The 18,142-nt window shown below is 72.0% G+C and carries 18 protein-coding genes, 1 tRNA gene and 2 pseudogenes; 14 read left to right on the top strand and 7 right to left on the bottom strand.

Annotation, left to right across the window (positions count from 1 at the left end):
* On the top strand, positions 1-872 hold an 872-nt coding region (locus tag ASG00_RS06580; RefSeq protein WP_235559341.1), incomplete at its 5' end, for an AMP-binding protein.
* Positions 873-897: 25 nt separating this feature from the next.
* The gene (locus ASG00_RS06575; RefSeq protein ID WP_045247757.1) at positions 898-1,869 is read left to right on the top strand and encodes a 1,4-dihydroxy-2-naphthoate polyprenyltransferase; all 972 of its coding nucleotides are present in this window, start codon (positions 898-900) and stop codon (positions 1,867-1,869) included.
* A gap of 33 nt (positions 1,870-1,902) precedes the next feature.
* Here ASG00_RS06575 and ASG00_RS06570 read toward each other — a convergent pair whose 3' ends face one another.
* On the bottom strand, positions 1,903-2,217 hold the full coding sequence (locus ASG00_RS06570; protein WP_045247758.1) for a DUF4229 domain-containing protein: 315 nt from the start codon (positions 2,215-2,217) through the stop codon (positions 1,903-1,905).
* Positions 2,218-2,322: 105 nt separating this feature from the next.
* On the opposite strand from ASG00_RS06570, the gene ASG00_RS06565 reads away from it, so the two are divergent.
* The 3 genes and pseudogenes from ASG00_RS06565 to ASG00_RS17440 all read left to right on the top strand — a co-directional run.
* The gene (locus ASG00_RS06565) at positions 2,323-2,688 is read left to right on the top strand and encodes a PLDc N-terminal domain-containing protein (protein ID WP_045247759.1); all 366 of its coding nucleotides are present in this window, start codon (positions 2,323-2,325) and stop codon (positions 2,686-2,688) included.
* Positions 2,579-3,338 (top strand): annotated as a pseudogene (locus tag ASG00_RS17445) (thiamine pyrophosphate-binding protein); the annotation flags it as partial. The gene ASG00_RS06565 and the pseudogene ASG00_RS17445, both read left to right, overlap by 110 nt.
* 1 nt (position 3,339) lies before the next feature.
* Positions 3,340-4,405, top strand: a pseudogene (locus ASG00_RS17440) (2-succinyl-5-enolpyruvyl-6-hydroxy-3-cyclohexene-1-carboxylate synthase); the annotation flags it as partial.
* An 18-nt stretch (positions 4,406-4,423) separates the two neighbouring features.
* Here ASG00_RS17440 and ASG00_RS06555 read toward each other — a convergent pair.
* Positions 4,424-5,710, bottom strand: coding sequence for an isochorismate synthase (locus tag ASG00_RS06555; RefSeq protein ID WP_416361451.1), 1,287 nt, complete (start codon positions 5,708-5,710; stop codon positions 4,424-4,426).
* Between the two features lie 48 nt (positions 5,711-5,758).
* On the opposite strand from ASG00_RS06555, the gene ASG00_RS06550 reads away from it, so the two are divergent.
* From ASG00_RS06550 to ASG00_RS06535, 4 genes are all read left to right on the top strand, one after another.
* Positions 5,759-6,478, top strand: coding sequence for a demethylmenaquinone methyltransferase (locus ASG00_RS06550; RefSeq protein WP_268768741.1), 720 nt, complete (start codon positions 5,759-5,761; stop codon positions 6,476-6,478).
* A gap of 87 nt (positions 6,479-6,565) precedes the next feature.
* Complete coding sequence (locus ASG00_RS06545) at positions 6,566-7,627, top strand: polyprenyl synthetase family protein (protein ID WP_056207712.1); 1,062 nt, start codon at positions 6,566-6,568, stop codon at positions 7,625-7,627.
* 63 nt (positions 7,628-7,690) lie between these two features.
* A complete protein-coding gene (locus ASG00_RS06540) occupies positions 7,691-9,064 on the top strand; it encodes an FAD-dependent oxidoreductase (RefSeq protein ID WP_056207709.1) in 1,374 nt (457 codons plus the stop codon).
* On the top strand, positions 9,061-10,260 hold the full coding sequence (locus ASG00_RS06535) for a multidrug effflux MFS transporter (protein WP_056207705.1): 1,200 nt from the start codon (positions 9,061-9,063) through the stop codon (positions 10,258-10,260). The genes ASG00_RS06540 and ASG00_RS06535 overlap by 4 nt, the downstream gene beginning before the upstream one ends.
* A 34-nt stretch (positions 10,261-10,294) precedes the next feature.
* Here ASG00_RS06535 and ASG00_RS06530 read toward each other — a convergent pair whose 3' ends face one another.
* The 3 genes from ASG00_RS06530 to ASG00_RS06520 all read right to left on the bottom strand — a co-directional run bounded on the left by ASG00_RS06530 (position 10,295) and on the right by ASG00_RS06520 (position 12,477).
* Entirely contained in the window at positions 10,295-10,726 is a 432-nt protein-coding gene (locus ASG00_RS06530) for a MarR family winged helix-turn-helix transcriptional regulator (RefSeq protein ID WP_056207702.1), read from the bottom strand.
* The gene (locus ASG00_RS06525) at positions 10,719-11,141 is read right to left on the bottom strand and encodes an SRPBCC family protein (RefSeq protein WP_056207701.1); all 423 of its coding nucleotides are present in this window, start codon (positions 11,139-11,141) and stop codon (positions 10,719-10,721) included. Before ASG00_RS06525 ends, ASG00_RS06530 begins: the two co-directional genes overlap by 8 nt.
* A gap of 112 nt (positions 11,142-11,253) precedes the next feature.
* Positions 11,254-12,477, bottom strand: a complete 1,224-nt coding sequence (locus ASG00_RS06520; protein ID WP_235557435.1) for a low temperature requirement protein A — start codon at positions 12,475-12,477, stop codon at positions 11,254-11,256.
* 81 nt (positions 12,478-12,558) lie between these two features.
* Between ASG00_RS06520 and ASG00_RS06515 the strand changes: the two genes are divergently transcribed.
* Positions 12,559-13,563: an alpha/beta hydrolase gene (locus tag ASG00_RS06515; RefSeq protein ID WP_056207697.1), complete on the top strand. Its 1,005-nt coding sequence runs from the start codon at positions 12,559-12,561 to the stop codon at positions 13,561-13,563.
* A gap of 39 nt (positions 13,564-13,602) precedes the next feature.
* On the opposite strand, the gene ASG00_RS06510 is transcribed toward ASG00_RS06515, so the two are convergent.
* Positions 13,603-14,760, bottom strand: coding sequence for an FAD:protein FMN transferase (locus tag ASG00_RS06510; RefSeq protein ID WP_235557436.1), 1,158 nt, complete (start codon positions 14,758-14,760; stop codon positions 13,603-13,605).
* A 407-nt stretch (positions 14,761-15,167) separates the two neighbouring features.
* Positions 15,168-15,656, bottom strand: coding sequence for a YajQ family cyclic di-GMP-binding protein (locus tag ASG00_RS06505; RefSeq protein ID WP_045247768.1), 489 nt, complete (start codon positions 15,654-15,656; stop codon positions 15,168-15,170).
* A gap of 72 nt (positions 15,657-15,728) precedes the next feature.
* Here ASG00_RS06505 and ASG00_RS06500 point away from each other — a divergent pair, with 72 nt between their 5' ends.
* The 4 genes from ASG00_RS06500 to ASG00_RS06485 all read left to right on the top strand — a co-directional run bounded on the left by ASG00_RS06500 (position 15,729) and on the right by ASG00_RS06485 (position 18,064).
* Positions 15,729-16,208, top strand: a complete 480-nt coding sequence (locus ASG00_RS06500; protein ID WP_045247769.1) for an FBP domain-containing protein — start codon at positions 15,729-15,731, stop codon at positions 16,206-16,208.
* A gap of 69 nt (positions 16,209-16,277) precedes the next feature.
* A complete protein-coding gene (locus ASG00_RS06495) occupies positions 16,278-17,198 on the top strand; it encodes a PfkB family carbohydrate kinase (RefSeq protein ID WP_056207694.1) in 921 nt (306 codons plus the stop codon).
* A 95-nt stretch (positions 17,199-17,293) separates the two neighbouring features.
* A tRNA-Tyr gene (locus tag ASG00_RS06490) sits at positions 17,294-17,375 on the top strand.
* A 107-nt stretch (positions 17,376-17,482) separates the two neighbouring features.
* Positions 17,483-18,064, top strand: a complete 582-nt coding sequence (locus tag ASG00_RS06485; protein ID WP_056207692.1) for a YdeI/OmpD-associated family protein — start codon at positions 17,483-17,485, stop codon at positions 18,062-18,064.
* Positions 18,065-18,142: the final 78 nt, after the last annotated feature.

Here is an 18,142-nt window from a genome sequence, read left to right as displayed (position 1 = left end):
CCTACGTCGCCGGCCTGCAGGTGCTGGTGCGCTCGGTCGTCAGCGGCACCGAGCCGGTCGTGCTGCCATCGATTGCGCACGGCGGACGGTTCGCGGCATCCGATGTCATCGAGGCCACCGACGCCCTCGGCCCGGGGCCCCGCTACACGGCCCTGGTGCCGACCCAGTTGAGCGACCTGCTCGACGCGGATGCCGCCGCCGCCCGAGCGCTCGCGAGCTTCGACGCCGTGCTGATCGGCGGTCAAGCGCTCGCCCCCGCGCTCGCCGAACGGGCCGCGGCGGCGGGGGTGCGCATCGTGCGCACCTACGGGTCGAGCGAGACCGCCGGCGGATGCGTCTACGACGGAGCGCCGCTCGACGGCGTGCGGCTGCGCGTCGAAGCGGGCGAGGTGCAGGTGGCGGGGCCGACGCTCGCCGACGGCTACCTGGGTGATCCGGCACTCACCGCGGCGGTGTTCCCGGTCGACGCCGACGGGGTGCGCTGGTATCGCACGGGCGACGCCGGCAGCGTCGACGACGGGATGCTGCGCATCACCGGCCGTATCGACAACGTGATCGTCTCGGGCGGGGTGAACGTCTCGCTCGACCGGGTGGAGCGGGCGGTGCGCACGGTGCCCGCGCTCGTCGCCGCGGTCGTCGTCGGGGTTCCGGACGCGCGGTGGGGCGAGGCATCCGCCATCGTCGTCGCGGGGGACGTCGACGAGGCCGCCGCTCTCGCCGCGGCCCGCGCGCGCGTCGAGGCCGAGGTGGGCGGCGCAGCCCGCCCCGCGCACCTGCTGACCGTCGCCGAGATGCCGTTGCTCGCCTCAGGGAAGCCCGACCGGCGTGCGCTCGCCGCGCACGCACGCGCCGCCCTCTCGGCGGGCACATGAGCGCGCGCCCCTAGGATTGCTCCCCGTGGCAGGCAACACCAAGAAGCGGCGCTCGGCGCCCGCGCGCAAGACGCACCCCCGAGGCAATCCGCAGCGCTCCGGCTCGCCCGTGACCGCGCCGCGTCGCGCGGGTGTGCGCGACTGGATCGCCGCCGCGCGTCTGCGCACCCTGCCGCTCGCGATCGCCCCCGTGCTCATCGGCACCGGCGCCGCGCACGTGATCGACCCGAACCTTCACTGGGTGCTGGCACTCGGATGCCTCGCGGTCGCGGTCTTCCTGCAGATCGGCGTGAACTACGCGAACGACTACAGCGACGGCATCCGCGGCACCGACGACTACCGGGTGGGCCCGGGCCGGCTCACCGGCTCCCGCAAGGCCGCCCCGAAGGCGGTCCTCGCTGTCGCCCTGGCGTTCTTCGCGCTCGCGGGCATCGTCGGAGTCGTGCTCACGGTGCGCACCCAGCACTGGTGGCTGCTGATCGTCGGCGCGGTGTGCGTCGCGGCGGCGTGGTTCTACACCGGCGGCAAGCGTCCCTACGGCTACAACGCCCTCGGCGAGGTGTTCGTCTTCGTCTTCTTCGGGCTGGTCGCCACGGCCGGAACGACCTTCATCCAGGTCGGCGTCGTGCCGCAGGAAGCCTGGTTCGGCGGGGTCGCAGCGGGTCTGCTCGCCTGTGCCGTGCTGCTCGCGAACAACCTGCGCGACATCCCCCAGGATCGTGAGGCCGGCAAGCGCACCCTGAGCGTGCTGATCGGCGCGCGCGGCACACAGGTGCTGTACACGGTGTTCGTCGTCGTGGCGCTGCTGATCGCCTGCTTCCTCGGGTTCTTCTACCCGATCGCGTGGCTCGCGCTGATGTCGCTGCTGCTGCTCGGTCCGGCGCTGCTCATCGTGTGGATGTACGGCAAGCCGCAGGAGCTCGTGATCGCCCTCAGTCTCACGTCGCTCGGAGCCCTCGCCTACGGCGCACTGCTGTTCTGGGCGTTCTCGGCCTGAACCGCGGCATCCGCTCCGGCCGGTGGGTGACGCTCAGCGCGCGTCGTCGTCGCCGAAGTAGGCGTCTGCCGCCTCGTCCTCGTCGAACTCGTTGCGGCGCACGCGGTCGCCGCTGCGCGCGGCGCGCCGACGCTCGCGGTTGTCGGCGAGGGTCGTGGTGACCTCGTCGAGGGGGCGTCGCAGGAAGATCACCGAGATGCTCAGTCCGATCAGTGCGGCGAAGATCGCGGCGAGCCAGACGAACTGCTGGAAGATCGGGAGCAGCATCATGAGGCCGAACGGCACGGCGAATGCGAGCAGACGCAGCACCGAGTAGAGCACGGCCGAGCGCACGGGATGGGCGGACATCCCTCCATCGTAGGTCGGCCGGTGACGTGTCGCCTGAACGAGCGGATGCGTCATCCCGCCGTCCTCCCCAGGCCTCTCCCCGGCGGGCGCGCCTAGGATGAGGGCATGCGGCTCGTGCTGATCGTTGCAGTGCTCGCGGTCGTGTTCTGGATCTACAGCGTCATCGACGGCGCTGTGCAACCGGCCGACCGGCACCGCGGCGTGTCCAAGCCCGTGTGGATCCTCATCCTGCTGCTCCTGCCGGTCATCGGCGGGGTGCTCTGGTTCACCATCGGCCGCTCGCGGCTTCGTTCCGCCGGACGGCCCGCCCCCGACGACGACCCCGCGTTCCTCGGGTCGCTCGCGGATCTCTCCGACCAGGATGAGCGCATCCGCCGGCTGGAAGAGGAGTTGGCACGCCTCGACGCGGAGGACGCCGACCCCGACCTCCCTCCCCGTACGACCGACGACGACGAGAAGCGCAAGGGCTGACCGCGTGACCGATCGATCTCCGGCGACGGATGCCGCCGCGGCCCTGCTGGGCGCGCTCGTCGCGCAGGGGGTGCGGCATCTCGTCGTCAGCCCCGGCTCGCGCTCCCAGGCCCTCGCCCTCGCCGCCGCGGAGCTCGACCGCCGCGGACTCGCCCAGCTGCACGTGCGCATCGATGAGCGCGTCGCGGGCTTCACGGCGCTCGGCATCGGCCGCGAGTCCGGTGTGCCCGCCGCCGTCATCTGCACCTCGGGCACCGCGGTCGCGAACCTGCTGCCTGCCGCCCTCGAAGCGCACCACGCCGGTGTGCCGCTGCTGCTGCTCACCGCAGATCGCCCGCCCGAGCTGCGCGGCGTGGGCGCGAACCAGACCACCCGCCAGCCGGGACTCTTCGCGCTCGCCGCGCGCCACGAGACCGATCTTCCGGTGCCCGAGGAGACCGACCCCGACGGCACCGCCGAGCAGACCGCGATGCTGCGCGCCGTGGCCGCCCAGGCCGTCGAGGAGGCCATCGGTGCCGGCACCCGCGCCGCCGGCCCGGTGCACCTGAACCTGCCGTACCGCGAGCCGCTCGCCGGGCCCCTCCCGGCCTGGTTCGCGGCCGAGGCTGCGGCCGTTCCCGTTCCCGCCGCCCCCGCCGAGGAGGGCGAAGNCCCCGAGCCCCTGCCGCACCTGCTCGTGCGGGGTCCGCGCACCGTGGTGATCGCCGGATCCGACGCCGGGCCCGACGCCGAGCAGCTCGCCCACCTGGGCGGCTGGCCGCTCGTCGCCGAGATCGTCTCCGGTGCCCGATTCGGCCGGCAGCTCGTGCACGGCTATCGCGAACTGCTCCGCGATCCCGCGCTCGGCGGAGCCGTCGAGCGGGCGGTGGTGCTGGGGCATCCGACTCTCAGCCGCGAGGTCACCGCCCTGCTCTCGCGTGCCGACGTCGAGGTTGTCGCGCTGCGCGGCCCCGGCGAGCCGCTCAACCTCAACGGTGAGAGCCTCGCCGTCGACGCGCTCGCCGTCGAACCCGGCGACACCGACCGCGAGTGGCTCGGTGCATGGCTGCGGGCGTCGCGCGAGGCATCCGTCGATCTCACCCCGCCCGCGCCCGACGCCGATGCGCTCGCGTCCGCCGAGCCCCAGCGCCGCCTCGGTGCGATCGACGCCGAGCTCGCGGTCGCGCGGAAGCGGGTCGATCGCACGCTGCTCGTCGATGCCGTCTGGCGCGCGACCTGGCCGCACGACCGACTCGTGTTCGGATCGTCGCGGCTCGTTCGGGTCGCCGACCAGGTGCTCGGCGGCAAGAAGGTGCGGGTGCACGCCAACCGTGGGCTCGCGGGTATCGACGGCACGATCGCGACCGCCCTCGGCGTCGCCGCCGCCTCGCAGGCGGACGGGCGACCGGGCGTCACCCGGGTGCTCCTCGGCGACCTCGCGCTGCTGCACGACGTCGGCGCGCTGCTGGCCGCGCCCGGCGAGCCGGAACCGCGCATCCAGGTGATCGTCGGCAACGACGGCGGCGGCACGATCTTCGACGGGCTCGAGGTGGCCCAGATCGCAGGCCCCGAGGCGATGGATCGCGTGCAGTACACGCCGCAGACCGTGCGCCTCGAACAGCTCGCCCTCGCCTACGGCTGGGAGTACCACCGCGTCACGACACGGTCCGCGCTCGATCAGGTGCTCACATCGCCGTCGGGCGGACGTCAGCTCATCGAGGTGCCTCTCGAGCGCTGAGCGCGCCGCGGCATCCGCTCAGGCGAGCGCGTCGACGATCGGGCGGAACTTCACCCGGGTCTCGAGCAACTCCGCCTCGGGGTCGCTCGAGGCGACGATGCCGGCGCCCGCGAACGCCGTCACCGGGATGTCGTCGCGATCCTCGGCCGTGGGAGACGACGACTCTGCGCCGAACTGCGCGCAGCGCAGCGCGATCGCCCACTCGCCGTCGCCGTCGCCGTCGATCCAGCCGACCGGACCGGCGTAGCGTCCGCGGTCGAACGGCTCGAGCTCGCGGATCGTCGCGAGGGCCGACGCCGTCGGGGTGCCGGCGACCGCGGCGGTGGGGTGCAGCACCGCGACGAGATCCAGAGCGGATGCCTCGTGCCCCAGGTCGCCCTCGACGTCGGTCGCGAGGTGCCACACGTTGGGCAGCTTCAGGGTGAAGGGCGTCTCGGCGGCGGTCACCGCGCGCGTGTGACCGGCGAGCGCGTCGAGCACGCTCTGCACGGCGAAGCGGTGCTCGTCGAGATCCTTCTGGCTGGTCGCGAGAGCGACGGCGGCCGCGGCATCCCGATCGGCATCGGCGCCGCGCGCGGCGGTGCCGGCGAGCACCCGGGCGGTGAGGGTGCCGTCGTGCACGGTGACGAGGGTCTCGGGGCTCGCGCCGATGAGGCCGCCGACGGCGAAGGTCCACGTGTCGGGGTAGCCGCTCTGCAGGGCGCGCACGAGCCGGCGCAGGTCGGCGCCCGCCGGCACCGACCCCACGAGGTCGCGGGCCAGCACCACCTTCTCGAGCTCGCCGCGGCCGATGCGGGCCACCGCCTCGGCGACGGCGCGGGTGTAGTCCTCGGGGCTCTGCGCGCCGGGTCCGAGCGTGGCCGACCAGTACGGGCCGTACGGGATCGGGGCGACATCCTCGCCCTGATCGGATGCCTCCTCCCTCGTGATGCGCGTGATCCAGGTCTTCCCGCCGGTGCGGCCGACGACGACGGACGGAACCACCAGTCGCGACGTCGCACCCGAACGGGAGCGCGCCTCGGCGTGCTCGTCGAACGCGAGAGAGCCGAAGGCGAGGAGGCCCGTGCCGGGGGCGTGCACCTTGTCGTCGACGGACGCGGCATCCGCGATCGCGCGCCACGTCGACGCGAGCCGGGTCGCGGCCTCCGCGGATGCCTCGAGGGTGATCAGCGGGCGACCGATCCCGACGAATCCGTCGCCGCGCCGCGACCACACCAGCGGTGTGTGCGGGTCCGCCAGAGCCAGCAGATCCTCGTGCGCGATGGTCTCCCGGGTGACCGCCACCAGTCGGGGGGGAGCGGGCAGGGTCACCCGTCCAGCCTAGGCCTCGCCCGGCCCGCCTAGACTCGACGGGTGACCGCCGCCGACGAGCCCAACCGCGCCGACCTGGGCAAGGATCCCGCCCGTGTGAGCGGCATGTTCGATCAGGTGGCCGCGGCCTACGACCGCACCAACACGCTGCTGAGCCTCGGCAACGATCGCCTCTGGCGCATCGCGATGACCCGCGCCGTCGCGCCGCAGCCGGGGGAGCGGGTGCTCGACCTTGCGGCGGGCACAGGAGCATCGAGCGTCGCACTCGCCCGCAGCGGCGCCGAGGTCGTCGCCGCGGACTTCTCGCCCGGCATGATCGCCGAGGGCGCGCGGCGGCACGGCGGCATCCCGAATCTCTCCTTCGTCGAAGCCGACGCCATGGCGCTGCCGTTCGATGACGCATCGTTCGACGTCGTCACCATCTCGTTCGGGCTGCGCAACGTCGCCGAGCCCAAGGTCGCCCTCGCCGAGCTGCTGCGGGTCACCAAGCCCGGCGGCCGCCTCGTGATCTGCGAGTTCTCCCAGCCGCAGAATCCGGTTTTCGCGGCGCTCTACCGTTTCTACAACGACCGCGTGCTGCCCACCGTCGCCCGCTGGGTGAGTTCGAACGCCGATGCGTACGACTACCTCAACGAGTCGATCAAGGCCTGGCCCGCCCAGCGCGCGCTCGCCGCATGGGTGCGCGAGGCCGGCTGGACCGATGTCGCCTACCGCGACCTCACCTTCGGCATCGTCGCGCTCCACCGTGCGGTGAAGGCCTGATCGGCGCACCTGGGCATCGGCTACGAGGCGTTCTCGACCGACGGGATCGGCGGCCACCGGTGGAGTGAGCGCCGGTAGGCTGTCTGCGTGACTCCGACCTCGTCCGCGCCCGGTCTGCCCCTGGCAGGTCACCTCAGCGTGACGGAGCGGGTGTTCGCGGGGCCGGCCTCCCGTCGCCTGTGGAAGACGGTCGAAGCGGGTCTCGCGCAGGTCGAGGCCCAGCTGGCGACCGAGATCGCGTTCACCGATCGGCTCGCCGACGTCACCAGCCGCTACCTCTACCAGGCCGGCGGCAAGCGGGTGCGGCCGATGCTGACGCTGCTCACCGCGCAGCTCGGCGACGGCGCGACACAGCCGGTCATCGAGGGTGCCGCCGCCCTCGAGCTCACCCACCTCGGCTCCCTCTACCACGACGACGTCATGGACGGTGCGGACGTGCGCCGCGGCGTTCCGGCCGCCCATGCCGTGTGGGGCAACAGCATCGCCATCCTCACCGGCGACCTGCTCTTCTCCCGCGCCAGCCAGATCATGGCCCGCCACGGCGATGCCGCCATCCAGCTGCAGGCCGACACGTTCGAACGACTCGTGCTCGGCCAGTTGCACGAGACCGTGGGTGCGTCCGACGACGACGACCCGGTGGAGTTCTACCTGCAGGTGCTCGCCGACAAGACCGGCTCACTCATCGCGGCATCCGCGAAGGCCGGAATCACGTTCGGCAACGGCCCCGAGGAGTACGCCGAGCCGCTGCAGGTCTTCGGCGACAAGGCGGGCGTCGCGTTCCAGTTGCTCGATGACGTCATCGACCTCTCGGCCGACGCCGACGAGACCGGCAAGGTGCCCGGCACCGACCTGCGCGCGGGCGTTCCGACCATGCCCTACCTGCTGCTCGGCGCCGACACCGACGCCGCCTCGGTCGACCTGCGCGCCCGCATCGACGAGGGCGTCGCCCGCATCGCCGACGGCGCCGACCCGGCGATCCTCGACGAGCCGCTCACCCGGCTGCGCGAGCACCCCGCGACCCTCCGCACGCTCGAGCTCGCCCGTCAGTGGGCGTCTGACGCGGTCGCCGCCCTGGCGCCGCTCCCCGCCGGGCCCGTGCGCGAGGGCCTCACGCGGTTCGCCGACGCGGTCGTCGACCGCAGCAGCTGACCCCCCGACGCCCGGCCGCGCCGCGGCATCCGACTGCGTCGCGCCCCACGAAAGGACACCCCCATGACCAAGCTCCGGCTGGCCATCGTCGGTGCCGGTCCCGCAGGGATCTACGCCGCCGACATCCTCCTGAAGGAACAGCGGCCCTTCGACGTCTCGATCGATCTGTTCGAGCACCTGCCGGCTCCCTACGGACTCGTGCGTTACGGCGTGGCCCCCGACCACCCGCGCATCAAGGGCGTCATCACGGCGCTGCGCGAGGTGCTCGACCGCGGTGACATCCGCATCTTCGGCAACGTGCGCTACGGCGTCGACATCACCCTCGAGGACCTGAAGAAGCACTACAACGCGGTCATCTTCGCGACCGGAGCGATCCGTGACGCCGACCTCGACATCCCCGGGATCGACGCTCAGGGCTCGTACGGCGCGGCCGATTTCGTGAGCTGGTTCGACGGGCACCCCGACGTGCCGCGCACCTGGCCGCTCGAGGCGGCATCCGTCGCTGTCGTCGGCGTCGGCAACGTCGCGCTCGACGTGTCGCGCATTCTCGCGAAGCACGCGATCGACCTGCTGCCGACCGAGGTGCCGGGCAACGTCTACGAGATCCTCGAGGCGAGCCCCGTCACCGACGTGCACGTGTTCGGCCGCCGCGGCCCGGCGCAGGTGAAGTTCACCCCGCTCGAGCTGCGCGAGCTCGGTGAGCTGCGCGACGTCGACATGGTCGTCTACGACGAGGACTTCGACTACGACGAGGCCTCCCTCGCGGCGATCGCGAGCAACAAGCAGGTCAAGGTCATCGACCGCGTGCTGCAGGAGTGGCGCACGCGTCCGGCGGCGAACGGTGCTGCCGGGCCCGCCTCGCGCCGCCTGCACCTGCACTTCTGGGCGAAGCCTGTCGAGGTCACGACGGATGCCGCGGGCCGGGTCGCGTCCCTCGTCTACGAGCGCACCCGTCCCGACGGGCAGGGCGGGGTCGTCGGGACCGGCGAGCTGCGCGAGGTGCCGATCGGGCAGCTCTACCGCGCTGTCGGCTACTTCGGCTCGCCGCTGCCGGGGGTGCCGTTCGACGACCGGCACGGGGTCATCCCGAACCACGAGGGTCAGGTTCTCGAGCCCGACTCGAACGAGATCGTTCCGGGCGTCTATGCGACCGGGTGGATCAAGCGCGGGCCGGTGGGGCTCATCGGCCACACTAAGTCCGACGCGATGGAGACCGTGCGCCACCTCGTGGGCGACCAGGCGTCGTGGTGGCAGCCCGAGGACCCGTCCGACGAGGCGATCCCCGCGCTCCTCGCTGAGCGCGGTGTGCGCTGGACCGACCTCGAGGGCTGGCACCGCCTCGACGAGCACGAGATCGCCCTCGGGGCTCCGCACGAGCGCGCACGCATCAAGGTCGTTCCGCGCGACGAGATGATCAGCATCTCCCGCGGCGAATGACCGCGGCACGGCGACCCACCCCCGGGCTGCTCGCGGCACTCGGGTTCATCACGGCGGTCGGCCCGTTCGCGGTCGACATGTACCTTCCGTCGTTCACGCAGATCGGCACCGATCTCGCCGCTCCCGCCTCGAGCGTGCAGCTGACCCTCACCGCGTTCCTCATCGGCATCGGCGTGGGTCAGCTGATCCTCGGACCTCTGTCCGACCGGTTCGGCAGGCGCCCCGTGTTGGTCATCGCGCTGGCGGTGTTCGCGGCATCCGGTGTCGCGATGGCGTTCACGCCGACCGTCGAGGTGTTCATCGCGTTGCGCCTGGTGCAGGGTCTGACGGGAGCCGCGGGCATGATGCTCGCCCGCGCGATCGCCGTGGACCTCAGCGAGGGCGAGACGGCGGTGCGGGCGCTGAGCCTCATCGCGATGCTCGTCGGGCTCGGGCCGCTCATCGCACCCCCCATCGGCGGCGCGGTCGCGGCGATCGCCGGCTGGCGCGGGGTGCTCGGGGTGCTCGCCGCGATCTCGGTCGCGATGTTCGTGCTCGCCGTGGCGGTGGTGCCGGAGTCGCTGCCGCCCGAGAAGCGACACGCAGGAGGGGTGGCGGGCGCGTTCGCGCGGTATGGCACGCTGCTGCGTGACGGCGGCGTGCGCGGCTATGTGACGGTGTTCGCGTTCGGCTTCGCCGCGATGATGGCCTACATCTCCGCCTCGCCGTTCGTCGGCCAGACCGTGCTGCGCATGCCGCCCCTCGTGTATGCGTTCGGGTTCGCGGCGGGAGCGGCGGGCATCGTGCTCTCGAACCTCGTCAACGCGCGGGTCGCGCCGAGAGTCGGCGTGAGACGGATGCTGCTGGTCGGCGTCGCGCTCTCCGTCGTCGCCTCGGTCGCGCTGGCGGTGCTCGCGCTCACGGGGGCGCTGCAGCCGGCGACGTTCATCCTGTGCGCGTTCGTGCTGACTTCGGCGACGGGTCTCATCATGTCGAACGCGAGTGCGCTCGCTCTCGCCCGCGCGGCTGCGGCGCGGGGCGCGGGAGCGGCCCTGCTCGGGTCGAGCCAGTTCCTCGTCGGGGCGATCGCCTCCCCGCTCGTCGGCCTGTGGGGCGAGGACACGGCGGTGCCGATGGCGCTCGTCGCGCTCGTCGCATCGGCGGTGGCGGCGGTCGTCGTGCTGCTCACCCGTCCGCGGCCGCTGCCGGCCGCCTAGGCGGAGCCGCCCGCGGCGGAGCGGGTACCGTGGCTCACCGGTTGAGCGCTGTCAGCACCGCCATCAGTGCAGATCGGTCGCCGGCCGACTCGAAGAACAGGCGGTCGGCCTCCTCGACCACCTGAACCGCCCGGAGCGCGAGGGCCACGCCGTCGTCGGTGACGTCGATGATGTGCGCACGGGCGTCATCGGGGTCGGTCGTGCGCACCAGCAGATTCTTCTCCGCGAGCGCTCGGATGACCTGCGACGTCATCATGGCGTCGGTGTTCGCATGCTCGGCGATCCGTCGTTGATTCGGCCGTTCCCCGGCCACCCGGGTCAGCCACCAGGCGCTGGCGAGAAGCACGAACTGCACGTGTGTGAGGCCCAGCGGCTTGAGCGTGGACGTGATGACCCGCTGCCAACTCAGCGTCGCTCGCCACAGGAGGAGTCCGGGGCTCTCGCGCGGCTCGAGCGAGTCAGCCACGCGGGCGCTTCGCGTGTGCGCCGAGCGCGGCGATGACGTCGGCGAAGTCCTCGCTCACGCCCGCGCCGACCTCGGCCGACACCTCGTCAGGCCCCTCCACCGTGCAGCGATAGGTCACCCGGCTTCCGGTTCCCCACGCCTCGATCTCGTGGCGGACACGCACCGTCACCCCGGCATCGGGCACGGGTGTGAGGTCCTCGTATCCACGCTCCGCCTCGACCCACGTGAGCTCGAAGGGCAGCTCGCTCCCGTCGGGGAACACCATCACCGCGGTCGTGCCCGCCGCGAACGGGTCGTCGATGCGCACGGCTGCGACGCCGTCGTTCCATTCGGACCACCGCGCCGGGTCGGCCATGATCGCGAACACCGCCGACGGCGTCGCGTCGCACTCGCCCGTGAACTCTCGTACCCACATGTCGAACTCCCTCAATTCAGTATGCGCACATACTAATTCGACGGCGGGTCGATGTCCACATCGTCAGCGACGTGATGGTCGCCGAACCGCGACGACTCGGGCGCGACTCGGGCTATTCGGCGACGGGACGAGCGGATGCCGCGGCCGATCGCCCTGCGGTGAGCTCCTCGCCGACCACCACGACCCAGGGTGCCGCGGCGACGAGCAGGATCGAGAGCGCGAACGATGTGCCGATCTCGGCCAGGACGACGGCGGTGGCGAGCACGACGAGAGCGAGCGTCAGAGCCACCGCGTGTGCGCGCCGCACGCGGCGTGTGAGCGTTGCGGCGACCGCGAGATAGGTCGCGAGGAACACGGCGACCGCGATCGCGACGACCTGCACGGCGACCGCGAAGTCGACGTGCGCCTGCCCCTCGACCACGTAGGCGCCGACATGGAGTCCCGCCCCCGCCGCGGCGACCGCCGCGAAGACGAGCATGTGCAGGTAGCCGAACACGAAGCCGCCGCCGGGGCCATGCTCGAGCATGTGGCCGAACGGCACCGCGAAGTAGGCCCACCACATGCCGAAGGTGAGGATCACGCCGGCCGCGACGAGAACGATGGCGTCGCCCGACCAGCCGCTGTCGGCGATGATCGGCTGCACCGCGGTCACCGTGCCGAGCACGCCTTCGCCGAGGGCGATGAGCACGAGCAGGCCGTAGCGCTCCGCGATGTGGTGCGGATGCCAGGGGGTCGGACGCCGCCGCTCGGCGAGCAGCGGACCCCCGAGCTCGATGAGGTAGAGCACGGCCGCGAACGCCAGGGTGGGGCCGAGTTCGAGATGCAGCACGGCGGTGGCTACCCACCCGATCTGTGCGATCGCGATGAACGTCGCATAGGTCAGCGCCGTTCGGCGGTGCGCGGGCGACTGGGCTGCGAGGCGCAGCCATTGGGCGAGCATGGCGACGCGCATGATCACGTAGCCGGCGACGACCACCGCGTTGTCGATGCCGTGGCCGCCCTCCAGCGAGTGGAACACGTCGGAGAGGCCGAGGGCGAGGACCAGCACGCCCGCCATCTGCACCATCGTCGTGAGGCGGTACACCCAGTCGTCGGTGTCGAACGCCGAGGCGAACCACGAGAAGTTGATCCAGGCCCAGATGATCGCGAACATCCCGAAGGCGAATCCGCCGAGCCCGACGGCGAGACGTCCTTCCGCGATCTCGTGCGCCATCTGGGATCCGGCGATGCCGAACGCGACGACGAACGTCAGGTCGAAGAGGAGTTCGAGTGGGGTCGCTGCGCGGCCGTGCTCGCGGGGGTTCCGGCCGAGCATGCGGCGCATGCGTGCGGTCACGGATCCTGCGGCGACGTGCGGGGGAGTGTTCATCGTCACGGGGATCATCTTGCCGGTCCGGGGCGGTCGTAGGCTGGCGGCATGACGGTCGGGTGGGGCGCCGACATCCTCGGCGACGGATTCATGCAGCTCAGCCTGCCCCTCGGGGAGGACTCCGAGGGTGCGGTGGTCGCCACCCTGGTGCGTGCGGTGCCTGAGCGGGGGCCGGCGTCGTGGTTCGCCGCAAGGCCGCTCGGAGACGTCGATGTGCTCTACGTGCACGGGTGGTCGGACTACTTCTTCCAGACGAGGCTCGCCCGATTCTGGACCTCCCGTGGCGCCCGCTTCTTCGCCCTGGATCTTCGCAAGTACGGACGCAGCCTCCGGCCCGGGCAGACCCCCGGGTACGTGACCGACCTCACGACCTACGACGAGGACATCGCCGCAGCCCTCGGCGCCATGGGTCGCGACGGCGAGGGGCGGCATCCGCATCGCCGGCTCGTGCTGCTCGGGCATTCGACCGGCGGGCTGACCCTGAGCCTGTGGGCCGACCGGCATCCGCGGGCGGCGGCAGCCGTGATCCTGAACAGTCCGTGGCTCGAGTTCCAGCTGCCCGGGCGTCGGCGCAGTGCGCTCGCCCCGGTCGTCGGCATCGGGGCCCGGATGCGTCCGTACGAGACCGTGCCGCAGGTGGATCTCGGCTTCTACACACGGGCGCAGCGCGAGGTGGCCGACCCGACCGATCCGGTGTCGATCGATCTCGACTGGCGTCCCGAGCAGACGATGGCCGTGCACACCGGGTGGCTGAACGCGATTCTCGCGGGGCACGCGCGCGTCGAGGCGGGGCTGCGCATCGACGCGCCAGTGTGCGTGCTGCTGTCGGCGCGCAGCGCCGTGCCCACCCGGTGGAGCGAGGAGCTCACCCGTGCCGACAGCGTGCTCGTGGTCGACGACATCGCCCGCGCGGCGGTGCAGCTCGGCTCGTCGGTGACGGTCGAGCGCATCGAGGGTGCGTTGCACGACGTCTTCCTGTCGCGCCACGATGCCCGCGAGGAGGCGTACGCGCGTCTCGCGCGCTGGGCCGACGGGGTGCTCGCGCGAGGGTAGGCGGCGTCGCTCGAGGGCGTTGGGCCGTGTGCGCTCGACTTACGCGGCGAGGCGGGTCGGCACCGGCCACCCGCCGGTCGTGACCACGTCGCCGGGCGCCGACACGAGGCGGGCCGGCGCGAGGTCGGCGAGCCACGCGGGCGCCTCGGCACCGCGGATGATCGCGGCCGTCGACAGGGCGTTCGCCTCCACGCAGCTGCGCGCCGCGACCGTCACGGTGCGCCACACCTCGGGCGCCGGCTCCCCGGTGCGCGGGTCGACGATGTGATGGATGTCGCGCCCCGCCCGCTGCCACCGGCGATGAAGAACACTGGATGTCGCGATGCCCGCGCCCGCGCGCAGGGTGACCTGGTCGATCGGCTCGCCCGCGGCATCCTGCACCGTCACCTGCCAGCCGCCGACCGGCTCGGGGCCGGCGCAGGCGATGTCGCCGCCGAGGGAGAGCAGCACGCCGCAGTCGCACGCGACGGCGACTGCGGCTGCCACGCGATCGGCGGCGAGCGCCTTCGCGGTCGCGCCGAGGTCGAGGGAGAGGTGCGCGGGCACTGTTAGCAGGTCGCCGTCGAGCGTGATGCGGCGCCACCCGGGGGTGTGACGCACGACGACGCGGATGGGCCGGTCGTCGTCGAGGATCAGGCGGATGTCGCGGTCGTAGCCGAGGGCGTCCATCGCGGTGCGCACGGTGGGGTCGACGAGTCCGCCGGTGAGCTCGGCGGCCTCGAGGGCGGCGCGCACGAAGTCGGCGAGCGTGGCGCTCACACGCACTCCGTCCGGCAGCCGGTCGGAGATGCGGTTGAGTTCGGATGTCGCGTCGAACCGGTCGACCGCGGCGGCGATGATCGCGAGCTCGCGCTGCGCGACCTCGATCGCCATCGGGAGGGCGTCGTCGCGGGTGACCACGAGGCGGGCGTCGGTCGACCACAGCGCCCACTCGTGCGCGGCGGTCATCGTGAGCCCGACGTCGTGCCGTGCGAGGTGGTGCCGGATCCGCTCGAGACCGAGCCGGAGTTCGAGCTGGTCGATCCGCTGCTCGAGCTCGAGCTCGAACCGGACGACGTCGTGCCCGAGCTGGTGGTGCCCGAACTGGTGGTGCCCGACGACGACGTGCTCGAGCCGGATGTGCCCGTGCTCGACGTCCCCGTGCTCGAGGTGCCCGTGCTCGAGGACGACGTCGAGGTCGTGCTCGTTCCGCTCCACTCGGTCGCGACCGCGGGGGCGGCGGCGATCAGCACGCCCGCTCCGGCTGAGATCACCGCGGCGGTCGCGAGGGTCGCCCGCAGCTTCGCCTTCTCACTTCTGCGCATCGGATGCTCCTTCCGTTGTGAAAGAAGCGTGCGCGTCGCACTGATGCGCTCCCGAGGTCTGCGCCGGGCGGGCGGGGAGAGAACGCTATGCGATTGCTGTGACGGGATGCCGCGGCATCCGGGTCGATCACCGCGCGGTCCCGCTCTCCGCGACTTAGTCCACCCCCGGCCCCGGCGGCATTCGGCCGCGAAAAGCAGCGAGGTAGGCCTTGGCTTCGTAGGGTTCGAATCCCATCTCGCGATATGCGGCGAGTATCTGGTCGTCGGTGGCCCGGTCGGAGTCCTCGAGGTCCGGCGCGATCACCGGTAGTTGACGAACTGCAGGTCGACGTCGAGGTCGGCGGCCTTGAGGAGGCGCTGCACTTCCTGCAGGTCGTCGCGCGACTTCGAGGTCACGCGCAGCTCGTCGCCCTGGATCTGGCTCTTCACGGTCTTGGGGCCCTCGTCGCGGATGATCTTGCCGATCTTCTTCGCGTTCTCCTGCGAGATGCCTTCCTTGAGGCTCGAGGTGATGCGGTACTCCTTGCCGCTGGCGACGGGGTCCCCGGAGTCGAGCGACTTCAGCGAGATGCCGCGCTTGATGAGCTTCGACTGGAACACGTCGAGCACGGCCTTCGCGCGCTCCTCGCTGTTCGCCTTGATGAGGATCTGCTCGCCGCTCCACGCGATCGACGCGTCGGTGCCCTTGAAGTCGTAGCGCTGCTCGACCTCTTTGTGCGCCTGGTTGAGGGCGTTGTCGGCCTCCTGACGATCGATTTTGCTGACGATATCGAAGGAGCTGTCTGCCATGCCCGCGAGTCTAGCCGCGGCGTGTGGCGGCGTCCCGAGCCGGGGCGCTGCCCGGTTCGTAGACTGGTCGGCATGCACGCGCTCACCGAGAACGATCTGCGCGCCGCGTTCGTGAACGCCTCGACCGACGACCTGCGTCTGCTGGCCCTGCCGCACGACTTCCCGATCCTCGACTGGGACCACCTCGACTTCCTCGCCTGGCGCGACCCCGAGAACCGAGACCGCGGCTACCTCGTCGCCGAACGCGACGGCTCCCCGCACGGGGTCGTGCTGCGCGCGGCATCCTCGTCGTCACGCGGACATGTGGGCCTGTGCAACCTCTGCCACACGATGCAGCCGGGCAACCAGGTGACGCTCTTCTCGGCGCGACTTCCGGATGCCTCGGGGTCGAGCGTCGGCACCTACATCTGCGCCGATCTCAGCTGCCACGAGAACGTGCGGCTGGCGGCGCCGCTGGCGCCGGGCGAGATCCGGGCGAGCGTCGACGTGCGCATCGACGGCACGAAGGAGCGGGCGGAGTCGTTCGTCGCCCGCGTCGCCGAGCGCGTCTGACACGCCCCGCGCGCGGTGGCGCCCTGCGCTCCGCGCTGACAGAGTGGGCACGACTGCGAAGGAGCATCCATGGCCGCTGAATCCCGGGTCGTCGTGATCGGCGACGCGCTCATCGACGAACTGCGCGACGACAGCGGGGTGCGCGAGTTCGTCGGCGGTGCGGCCCTGAACGTCGCCGTCGGACTGTCGCGTCTCGGCGTGCCGACGAGCCTCATCGCGATGGTCGGCGACGACGAGCCGGGGGAGCGCATCCGCGGGTTCCTCGCCGACTACGGGGTCGAGCTGATCGCCTCCGCGTCACCGCACGGCACCTCGCGCGCGGTCAGCACGCGCAGCGCCGGCGGCGAGCCGACCTACGTCTTCAACACGGCCGCCCAACAGCGGCGAGTCGTCTACGGCGCCGCCGAGCGTGCGGCCATCGCCGCCGCGCCGCTCGTCGCGATCAGCTGCGTGCCGTTCGACGACCGCGCCCAGACCGACGAGCTGATCGACGCGGTGGCCGCGGCATCCGTCGTCGCCATCGATCCGAATCCTCGCGCCGGCATGCTGCACGACCGCGACGAGTTCGTGCGCGGGTTCGAGCGCGCGGCCGCGGGGGCGACCCTCGTCAAGGTGGGCGACGACGACGCCGAGCTGCTCTACGGCATCTCCCTCGATGCGCTCACCGACCGACTCGTCGGCCTCGGCGTCGGGGCGGTGCTCGCGACCCGCGGTTCTGCGGGCGCGCGCATCGTCGCCGGGGACGCCGATGTGTCGCTGCCCGTCTCGGCCCTGCCGGGACGCATCGTCGACACGATGGGAGCCGGCGATGCGGTGCTCGCGTCGGTCGCGGCATCCGTCATCGAGGGGCGTCCGGAGAGCGGCGACGCGTGGCGCGCGGTGCTGCACCGGGCGATGGATGTCGCGGCCGCGACCTGCCGCGTCGAGGGCGCCCTGCTGCGGCTCCCCGAGTCGCTGGGCGGCATCGACCTCGACCGCATCGGCACCTGAGCGCGCACCCGGGCCGATTTCGACACGGACCGCATCCCGGGTAAGATCGGAGATCGCGCCTCCGGTCGACTGAAAAAGCCGGGCGGGTGCGCCATGGCAGGTTACCCAAGCGGCCAAAGGGATCTGATTGTAACTCAGCCGGCTCAGCCTTCGGGGGTTCGAATCCCTCACCTGCCACCCCAGAACGGGCCTCGCATGTCGAGGCCCGTTCCTCGTTTTTCCGGGCGGATGTCCCGCCCCGCCCGTATGCTCGGGCGCGTGACCGCGGCATCCGGATTCGATCAATGACCGACATCGAGGTGTTCGTCGTCGTCGACGTCGCCGCGTGGCGGGAATGGCTGATCGCTCACGATGACGAGTCCGACGGGGTGTGGTTGGCGCTCGCCAAGAAGGGCGTGACCGAGCCGACCTCCCTCGTCTACCAGGAGGCGCTCGAAGAGGCGCTGTGCAGCGGCTGGATCGACGGGCAGAAGCGCTCGAACGACGAGGCCACCTTCCTGCAGCGCTTCACCCCGCGCCGCAAGCGATCGATGTGGTCGGCCCGCAACGTCGAGATCGTCGAACGACTCATCGCCGATGCGCGCATGCGCGCGCGTGGCCAGATCGAGATCGATGCGGCACAGTCCGACGGTCGCTGGGATCGCGCATACTCCGGGGCGGCGACCGCGGAGGTGCCCGACGACCTCGTCGCCGCGCTCGCCGCGGCCGGCCCGACCGCCGTCGAGACCTTCGCCACGGCGAACGCGAACAACCGCTACGCAGTGCTGCACCGCCTCATGACCGCCACCACGGCCGAGACCCGCGCCGCGCGACTCGACCGGCTGGTCGCGCAGTTCGCGCGCGGTGAGCGTCCGCACCCCCAGTAGCCCTCCCCGCACGCTTCCCGCTGGCGGTCATCCACAGCGGGACGTCATCGTCCTGGGCCGCGGGGACGCCGCATGCCA

Source organism: Microbacterium sp. Leaf351, from assembly GCF_001423825.1.
GTDB lineage: Bacteria > Actinomycetota > Actinomycetes > Actinomycetales > Microbacteriaceae > Microbacterium > Microbacterium ginsengisoli.
The sequence above is the reverse complement of the archived record's forward strand: the minus strand, read 5'-3'. Positions and strand labels throughout refer to the sequence as shown.

Bases quoted from the DNA above. Each gene is read 5' to 3' on its own strand.
- ASG00_RS06485 (WP_056207692.1), top strand. From the start codon at position 17,483: ATGACCGACATCGAGGTGTTCGTCGTCGTCGACGTCGCCGCGTGGCGG.
- ASG00_RS06500 (WP_045247769.1), top strand. From the start codon at position 15,729: ATGCACGCGCTCACCGAGAACGATCTGCGCGCCGCGTTCGTGAACGCC.
- ASG00_RS06495 (WP_056207694.1), top strand. From the start codon at position 16,278: ATGGCCGCTGAATCCCGGGTCGTCGTGATCGGCGACGCGCTCATCGAC.
- ASG00_RS06540 (WP_056207709.1), top strand. From the start codon at position 7,691: ATGACCAAGCTCCGGCTGGCCATCGTCGGTGCCGGTCCCGCAGGGATC.
- ASG00_RS06570 (WP_045247758.1), bottom strand. From the start codon at position 2,217: ATGTCCGCCCATCCCGTGCGCTCGGCCGTGCTCTACTCGGTGCTGCGT.
- ASG00_RS06515 (WP_056207697.1), top strand. From the start codon at position 12,559: ATGACGGTCGGGTGGGGCGCCGACATCCTCGGCGACGGATTCATGCAG.
- ASG00_RS06525 (WP_056207701.1), bottom strand. From the start codon at position 11,141: ATGTGGGTACGAGAGTTCACGGGCGAGTGCGACGCGACGCCGTCGGCG.
- ASG00_RS06505 (WP_045247768.1), bottom strand. From the start codon at position 15,656: ATGGCAGACAGCTCCTTCGATATCGTCAGCAAAATCGATCGTCAGGAG.
- ASG00_RS06565 (WP_045247759.1), top strand. From the start codon at position 2,323: ATGCGGCTCGTGCTGATCGTTGCAGTGCTCGCGGTCGTGTTCTGGATC.
- ASG00_RS06535 (WP_056207705.1), top strand. From the start codon at position 9,061: ATGACCGCGGCACGGCGACCCACCCCCGGGCTGCTCGCGGCACTCGGG.